Annotated in this window: 7 protein-coding genes; 6 read left to right on the top strand and 1 reads right to left on the bottom strand. The window is 55.8% G+C overall.

Translation table 11 applies throughout. The features are described from left to right. Positions 1-846: dihydroxy-acid dehydratase domain-containing protein (locus D467_RS0118865; protein ID WP_018919101.1), on the top strand; the 846-nt coding region annotated here is incomplete at its 5' end. Between the two features lie 55 nt (positions 847-901). On the opposite strand, the gene D467_RS0118860 is transcribed toward D467_RS0118865, so the two are convergent. Continuing rightward, positions 902-1,861, bottom strand: a complete 960-nt coding sequence (locus tag D467_RS0118860; protein WP_018919100.1) for a LysR substrate-binding domain-containing protein — start codon at positions 1,859-1,861, stop codon at positions 902-904. A gap of 156 nt (positions 1,862-2,017) precedes the next feature. Here D467_RS0118860 and D467_RS0118855 point away from each other — a divergent pair, with 156 nt between their 5' ends. The 5 genes from D467_RS0118855 to D467_RS19505 all read left to right on the top strand — a co-directional run. Further along, positions 2,018-3,250, top strand: coding sequence for an aldose epimerase family protein (locus tag D467_RS0118855; RefSeq protein ID WP_018919099.1), 1,233 nt, complete (start codon positions 2,018-2,020; stop codon positions 3,248-3,250). Between the two features lie 63 nt (positions 3,251-3,313). Beyond that, positions 3,314-4,309, top strand: coding sequence for an arabinose ABC transporter substrate-binding protein (locus D467_RS0118850; RefSeq protein WP_018919098.1), 996 nt, complete (start codon positions 3,314-3,316; stop codon positions 4,307-4,309). Between the two features lie 38 nt (positions 4,310-4,347). Then, on the top strand, positions 4,348-5,841 hold the full coding sequence (gene araG, locus D467_RS0118845) for an L-arabinose ABC transporter ATP-binding protein AraG (protein WP_018919097.1): 1,494 nt from the start codon (positions 4,348-4,350) through the stop codon (positions 5,839-5,841). A 23-nt stretch (positions 5,842-5,864) separates the two neighbouring features. Next, a complete protein-coding gene (araH, locus tag D467_RS0118840) occupies positions 5,865-6,884 on the top strand; it encodes an L-arabinose ABC transporter permease AraH (protein ID WP_018919096.1) in 1,020 nt (339 codons plus the stop codon). A 74-nt stretch (positions 6,885-6,958) separates the two neighbouring features. After that, positions 6,959-7,446, top strand: a 488-nt coding sequence (locus tag D467_RS19505) for a dihydroxy-acid dehydratase domain-containing protein (protein ID WP_018919095.1), incomplete at its 3' end; no start/stop codon positions are given.

Genomic DNA, 7,446 nt, shown 5'->3' with positions numbered 1-7,446 from the left:
CGCGGTACGCCCACGGTGGTCGATCTGCAGCCTTCAGGGCGCTTCTTGATGGAAGAGTTCTACTACGCCGGCGGTCTGCCCGCTGTGCTCAAACGCCTGGGTGAGGCGGATCGCTTGCCCTTTAAGGATGCATTAACCGTCAACGGCAAAACCCTGTGGGAAAACGTCAAAGACGCCCCGCTGTATAACGACGAGGTCATCCGCCCGCTGGATAACCCACTCACCGCAGATGGCGGCATTTGCGTACTGCGTGGCAACCTGGCACCGAATGGCGCGGTATTAAAGCCCTCGGCGGCAACGGCCGCGCTGATGCAGCATCGTGGACGTGCCGTCGTATTTGAAGACTTCGACGATTACAAGGCACGCATCAACGACCCGGACCTGGACGTTGAAGCCAACGATATTCTGGTTATGAAGCACTGCGGGCCACGCGGCTATCACGGCATGGCGGAAGTCGGCAATATGGGCCTGCCGCCCAAGATCCTTGCCCAGGGGGTGACCGATATGGTGCGTATCTCCGACGCCCGGATGAGCGGCACCGCCTACGGTACCGTGGTGCTGCATGTGGCCCCGGAAGCGGCAGCGGGTGGCCCGTTAGCCGCAGTACGCAACGGCGATATGATCGAACTCGACTGCGCCAGCGGGCGGCTGCACCTGGATATTAGCGACGCCGAACTTACCGCACGCCTGGCCGAAAGTGACCCGACAGAAGCCTCGACGCTAATCGCAAGCCAGGGCGGCTACCGCCAGCTCTATATCGAGCATGTGCTACAGGCGGATGAAGGCTGCGACTTTGACTTTCTGGTGGGCTGTCGGGGTTCGGAAGTGCCGCGTCACTCACACTAAGTCTAAGTGCTAAGGTCAAGCGCTAAGACCAAGCACTGATAGCTGGTTAGGTTTATCAATGGCTATTTTTCTGTTGAGCATTGTGGGCGATTATTTCGCGCAGGGTGCTCATCAGGACTGCAGCCCCCGGCGAGAGCCGCTGGTGGCGCAAGCTGACCAGGCCATAAGGCTGCACGCTGAGCGTTTCATTGAATGGGAGGAGATGAAAGCGCTGAGGGGCGCAAAGCAGGTCCGCCGTTTCGCGGGTGGTCACCGTAATGGTGTTGGATTTATCGACCAGCGCTAAAGACACAAATACATCCGCGGTGTCGACGACCTGACTTGGCGGTGCTACCTGATGATGTAAAAACAGGCTATCTACCCGTTGACGCATCAGCGCGCCGGGTGGCTGTAAAGACCACGGGTAGACGGCCATATCAGCGAGGCTCAGTGGGGTTTTGCCTGCTAGCGGATGCCCTTCTCGACACACAAAGCACAGCTCTTCTTCGCCAATTTCTTCAAATACGAAGCGCTCTACATCCACGCCTGATGGGATACGCGTAATGGCGAAATCCAGCTCACCTTCAAGCAGGCGGGGCACCAGCGCCTTGCTGACATCGACATCCACACTAATTTTAAGCCCCGGCCGGTCTCTATGTACCCGCTCGATAGCGCTGGTGAGTAGCGTAACGGCGGGTGCCATGACTGTTCCCACTGCCACGGTGCCCATATTTCCGTCGCGTAAGGCGGTTAATTCCTCACCGGTATGCCGCAATGCCGACAGCACGCTATGCGCGTGGCGAATCATGATTTCGCCATACCAGTTGGGTGTTAAACCACGTGGGTGGCGCTCGAAAAGGCGAATCCCCAGGTTGGTTTCCAGGTCACTGAGCAGTTTTGAGGCGGCAGGCTGGCTCATCTTGAGCTGGGCGGCAGCACGGTGCAGGTTGCGCTGCTCATCAAGGGCTAAAAATAGCTGAAAATGACGCAACTTTAGTCGTGCGTGAAGGAACCAGTTCTCGTCAAGGACGCCCATGAAATAAGCCTTCTAATGTTATTGATAGCAATAAAGGTATCGAAATTGACGCATTTGCATATTGGTTGGTTATGGTAGAGCTGTCTACTGTAAGGCGTGTATTAGCCATAAGCATGTCGCGTTAATAACAACAATAAACATAATAGGAGACAGGTAATGTCTATCATGCACCCCCCGATAAAAAGCCGCCTGGGTTCAATAGTGTTAAGTGCAGGCCTAGCTTCGCTATTGATTAACGTGGCCCAGGCGCAAAGTGATAAGGAACCCATGGCAAATAGTGAAGCAAAGCACGGCGTCACCAAATCCGTGTTTGGTCAACTTCCCGATGGTCGCCAAGTGGACGTTTATCAACTCACCAACGCTAACGGCATTGAACTGCGGGTGGCCAACTATGGCGGTACGATTCTTTCACTAAAGACGCCTGACCGGGAAGGCAATGTCGACGATATCGTGCTGGGATTCGATTCGTTGGACGAGTATTTATCTGATGAATATCGCGAGGCTAACCCTTACTTCGGCGCCATCATCGGGCGCTACGGCAACCGTATTGCTGAGGGGAAGTTCACGCTTGAAGGTGAAACTTACACGCTTGCCACCAACGATGGCGACAACCACCTGCATGGCGGCCAACAAGGGTTTGATAGGGTGATTTGGCAGGCCGAGCCGTTTGAAAGTGATGAAGGCAAGGGGCTTGTGCTGCGTTATACCAGCGACAATGGCGAGGAAGGTTACCCTGGTCGCCTGGAAACTGAAGTGACTTACACTCTGACCGATGACGATACCTTGATCGTCGATTACCGCGCTGAGACTGATAAAGCAACGCCAATCAACCTTACCCAACATAGCTACTTCAATCTCAAGGGTGAGGGAAACGACTCCATTCTCGATCATCAGCTTATGCTCAACGCCGACGCCTTTACACCGGTCAGTGAATCCTTGATTCCGACGGGAGAGCTGCAACCAGTTGAAGGTACGCCGTTCGATTTTACCCAGGCAACACCCATTGGCGAGCGGATTGAGCAGGACAACGAGCAGCTCTCTTTCGGTGGCGGCTACGACCATAATTTTGTGCTTAACCGAGATGACGCCGAACAAGGTGATCTGGTCATAGCGGCCAAAGTATGGGAGCCGCAAAGCGGGCGGATGCTGGAAATCGAAACTACCGAGCCAGGCATTCAGTTCTATTCGGGTAATTTCTTGGCCGGCGACCTGACCGGTAAAAGTGACCAATCCTATCCGCAACGCTCCGGGTTTGCGCTGGAAACCCAGCACTTCCCCGACTCGCCTAATCAGGACAACTTTCCCAGTACGATTTTAGAACCAGGAGAGACTTACCGTTCACGCACAGTCTTCCGCTTTACTGTCCAGGACGATATAGGCTCGACCTGATCAACAACTACCTGTGGCATCAATAACAACATCAACAACCGTTAAAACGTCAGGAGCACAATAATGGGCATCGTAACCACTTTCACGCGTTTGGCGCTGGGTAGCGCAATCATGTTGGCCTCGCTGGGTTCAGTACAGGCGCAAAGTGACGACGTGAAGATCGGCTTTATCGTCAAGAAGCCGGAGCAGGCATGGTTTATCAACGAGCAGCGCGCGGCCACTGAAGTAGGGGAAGAGCTCGGCTTTCAAGTGGTTCGTTTAGGCGGCGAAGACGGTCAGGAAGTGCTCAGCGCCATTGATAACCTCTACGCCCAGGGCGCTCAAGGGTTTGTCATTTGCCCGCCCGATGTGCGCCTGGGGCCAGCGATTATGAACCGTGCCGAGCAGTACGGCATGAAAGTGATCACCGTAGATGATCAGTTTGTGAACTCCAGCGGTGAGCCGATGGAAGGCGTACCGCATTTGGGTATGTCAGGAACCAAAATCGGTCAACAGGTAGGCGAGGCGATTGCCGCTGAAATGGAAGCGCGTGGCTGGGACCCTCAGGAAGTAGGCGCGCTGCGTATTACCAACAACGAGCTGCCGACGGCTGTAGAGCGTACTGACGGTGCCACCCAGGCGCTGCTCGCCTCAGGCTTCCCGGAAGAGAATATTTTCGACGCACCTCAGCAGAGTACCGACACCAACGGAGCCTTCTCGGCCGCATCGCCAGTGCTTTCCCAGCGTGGAGAGTACGAGCATTGGGTTATTTATGCCCTAAACGAAGAGAGTGTACTTGGCGGTGTCAGGGCAACTGAACAGTACGGCCTGGCGGCGGAAGATGTCATCGGCGTGGGGATCAACGGTTCGGGCGCGGCGTTTGCCGAGTTTTCCAGAAATAACCCGACCGGCTTTCATGGCACCGTCGCCGTCAGTTCCACCATGCACGGCCGCCAGACCGCAGAGGATCTTTATCGCTGGATAGCCGAGGATCAGGAACCGTCGGCCAATACTGAAACGACCGGTACGTTAATGACACGTGATAACTGGGAAGAAGTACGTGAAGAGCTAGGCCTTTAAGGCGATGTGTCACGGACTATCTACTGGGGTGCTTACGCATGTCTGATGCCTATCTACGTTTCGATGCGATTAGCGTCGTCTTCCCCGGCGTGCGTGCGCTGGATAAGGTAAGTTTCGCCGCCCATACCGGGCAGGTCCATGCGCTGATGGGGGAGAACGGCGCGGGTAAATCTACCCTGCTCAAGGTGCTTAGCGGTGTTAATCGGGTTGCTGAAGGGGCGCTGTGGATCAACGGGCAGCGCCATGTGTTCAGTAACGCCAGGGAAGCGCTGAGTGAAGGGATTGCCATTATCTACCAGGAGCTGACCCTCTCACCCAACATGTCGGTGGCCGAGAACCTGTTGTTAGGGCAACTGCCGACACGCAATGGGTTTATCGATCGCCGCCAGTTAAAACAGAAAGCGCTGGCAATACTTGCCGACCTGGGCGAGGGGGCTATTCATCCCTCAACGAAAGTGCGTGAACTCTCGATTGGCCAGCAGCAGATGATCGAAATTGGCCGGGCACTGCTTCGGGATGCCAAGGTAATCGCCTTTGATGAACCTACCAGCAGTCTCTCCATTCAGGAAATTCGCCAGCTTAAACGCATCGTCAAGCGGCTGCGCGATGAAGGGCGGGTAGTGCTCTATGTGACTCATCGCATGGAAGAAGTATTTGAGATGTGCGATGCGGTCACTATCTTCCGCGACGGCCAGCATATTCGCACCCACGAGGACATGTCAGCGCTGAATCACGATCTGCTAGTCAGTGAAATGGTGGGCCGCGATATCGATGATGTTTACGGTTACCGCACGCGTGAGCAAGGTGAGGTGGTCTTGAGCGTGGAGGGGATTCAGGGGCGTGGTCTCAAGGCGCCGGTGAGCTTCTCGGTCAAGCGCGGTGAGGTGTTTGGGCTGTTTGGGTTAGTGGGCGCGGGGCGTAGCGAGTTGCTACGGCTGGTGTGCGGGGTCGAGGCCCCCAAGGCTGGCAGCGTTCACTTTAAGGGGGAATCGCGCCGTTTTAAAAGCCCAGCCGAGGCAATCCGTGCGGGAATTGCCATGTGCCCTGAAGACCGTAAATCCCAAGGGATCTTTCCAGTGGCGAGCGTGGCTGACAACCTCAATATCAGCTGTCGGCGTTTTTTTAAACGCTGGGGCGCCTTCCGCCATCCAGGTCGCGAGCGGCGCAATGCAGAAGCCTATATTCAGCAACTCAGCGTTAAAACGCCCGGCCACCGCACGCCGATCGGCAAGCTTTCGGGTGGGAATCAACAGAAGGTGATTTTGGCCCGTTGGCTCGCAGAAGAGATCGACCTGTTCGTGATGGATGAACCAACGCGTGGGATTGATGTGGGCGCGCGAAGGGATATTTACGCGCTGCTCTACGACCTGGCCGAACAGGGGAAGAGTGTGGTGGTGATCTCCAGTGATCTGGCTGAGGTGAGTTCCATTTGTGATCGCATCGCCGTCATGCGTGATGGTGAACTGGTGGACATAGTGTCGCGTGAGTCTGCCACGCCGGAGCGATTGTTGGGGCTGGCGCTGCCAGCGTAAGCTGACTTTTCAGGATATCAATAATGACAACGAACAAATCAACCTCTTTTGATGGCGACGTACCAGCGCCTGCGCGTCCGGCAGGGCGCCGGGGGCTTATAAAACCGCTGCGCACGCTGTTGGACACCTCAGGTCTGATCGCCATTTTTTTGCTGCTGTTTGTAGCGCTAGCCGTGTTTATCCCCGGGTTTCTCACCGGCCGAAACATGGTCGGGCTGCTGCTCTCGATCACTCTGATCGGTAGCCTGGCGACCACCATGATGCTAGTGCTGGCATTGGGCGAAGTGGATCTCTCGGTGGCCTCTACGGTGGCCTTTGCAGGAGTAGTGGCAGCGATAGTGACGACCAGTACCGGCAGCGTGTTTATCGGCGTGATCGGTGGGATTGTTGCCGGGGGCGCGGTAGGCGTCTTTAACGGCTTGGTCATTGCCAAGTTCGGCATTAACTCACTCATTGCGACATTGGCCGCGATGGAGTTTGTGCGCGGGCTTGCCTATATCACATCCGGTGGCGATGCGGTGATGATCACCGTGCCGGGTTTCTTTGACCTGGGCAGCGCTTCATTTCTCGGTTTGACTCTGCCGGTGTGGACCATGTTGGTCTGCTTTGTGATCTTTGGTGTGGTGCTCAATATGACCGCCTTCGGGCGTAACGTATTAGCCACCGGCGGTAATTCAGAAGCCGCGTCGCTTGCGGGGGTTAATGTCCGTCGTCTCAAGATTATTGTCTTCGGTCTTCAGGGCGTAGTGGCTGGCGTTGTTGGGGTGCTGCTAGCCTCGCGCATGGGGCTAGGTGATCCCAATACCTCCATGGGGCTCGAGCTTGCGGTAATTTCTGCCTGTGTTCTGGGTGGGGTGGCGCTATCAGGCGGTGTTGCCACTATTACCGGCGTAGTGGTCGGCGTGCTGATCATGGGCTGTGTGCAGAACGCCATGGGACTACTTAACGTGCCGACTTTCTATCAATACCTGGTACGCGGGGCGATTCTGCTGCTGGCGGTGATGTTTGACCGCTGGAAACAGACCCGCCGTCAGCGAGCCTGATACTAAAAAATAGATTTTACCAACCAGATTCTACCTTTTGCTCCTATCTTCCAGGTTTGCACGGAGACTTTGCTATGTCTGATCGCCAGCGCCCATTACGCAGTGCCGAGTGGTTTGGCACCGCCGATAAAAACGGTTTTATGTACCGCAGTTGGATGAAAAACCAAGGCATCCCCGACCATGAGTTTCAGGGCAAGCCGATCATCGGCATCTGCAATACCTGGTCGGAGCTAACCCCCTGCAACGCCCACTTTCGCAAGCTGGCGGAGCATGTGAAGCAAGGGGTATTAGAGGCGGGCGGCTACCCGGTCGAATTTCCGGTGTTCTCCAACGGCGAATCGAACCTGCGCCCCACCGCCATGTTTACCCGCAATCTGGCGAGCATGGATGTGGAAGAGGCGATTCGCGGTAACCCGATTGATGCAGTGGTACTGCTGGTCGGCTGTGACAAAACGACTCCCGCACTATTAATGGGCGCGGCGAGCTGCGATATCCCCACGATTGTGGTTACCGGCGGGCCGATGCTCAACGGCAAGCACAAGGGTAAAGATATTGGCTCGGG

The sequence above is a fragment of the Vreelandella zhanjiangensis DSM 21076 genome, assembly GCF_000377665.1.
GTDB lineage: Bacteria > Pseudomonadota > Gammaproteobacteria > Pseudomonadales > Halomonadaceae > Vreelandella > Vreelandella zhanjiangensis.
Note: the sequence above shows the minus strand (reverse complement) of the source record. Positions and strands in the feature narration are given on the sequence as shown.

Bases quoted from the DNA above. Each gene is read 5' to 3' on its own strand.
- D467_RS0118860 (WP_018919100.1), bottom strand. From the start codon at position 1,861: ATGGGCGTCCTTGACGAGAACTGGTTCCTTCACGCACGACTAAAGTTG.
- D467_RS0118855 (WP_018919099.1), top strand. From the start codon at position 2,018: ATGTCTATCATGCACCCCCCGATAAAAAGCCGCCTGGGTTCAATAGTG.
- D467_RS0118850 (WP_018919098.1), top strand. From the start codon at position 3,314: ATGGGCATCGTAACCACTTTCACGCGTTTGGCGCTGGGTAGCGCAATC.
- araG (WP_018919097.1), top strand. From the start codon at position 4,348: ATGTCTGATGCCTATCTACGTTTCGATGCGATTAGCGTCGTCTTCCCC.
- araH (WP_018919096.1), top strand. From the start codon at position 5,865: ATGACAACGAACAAATCAACCTCTTTTGATGGCGACGTACCAGCGCCT.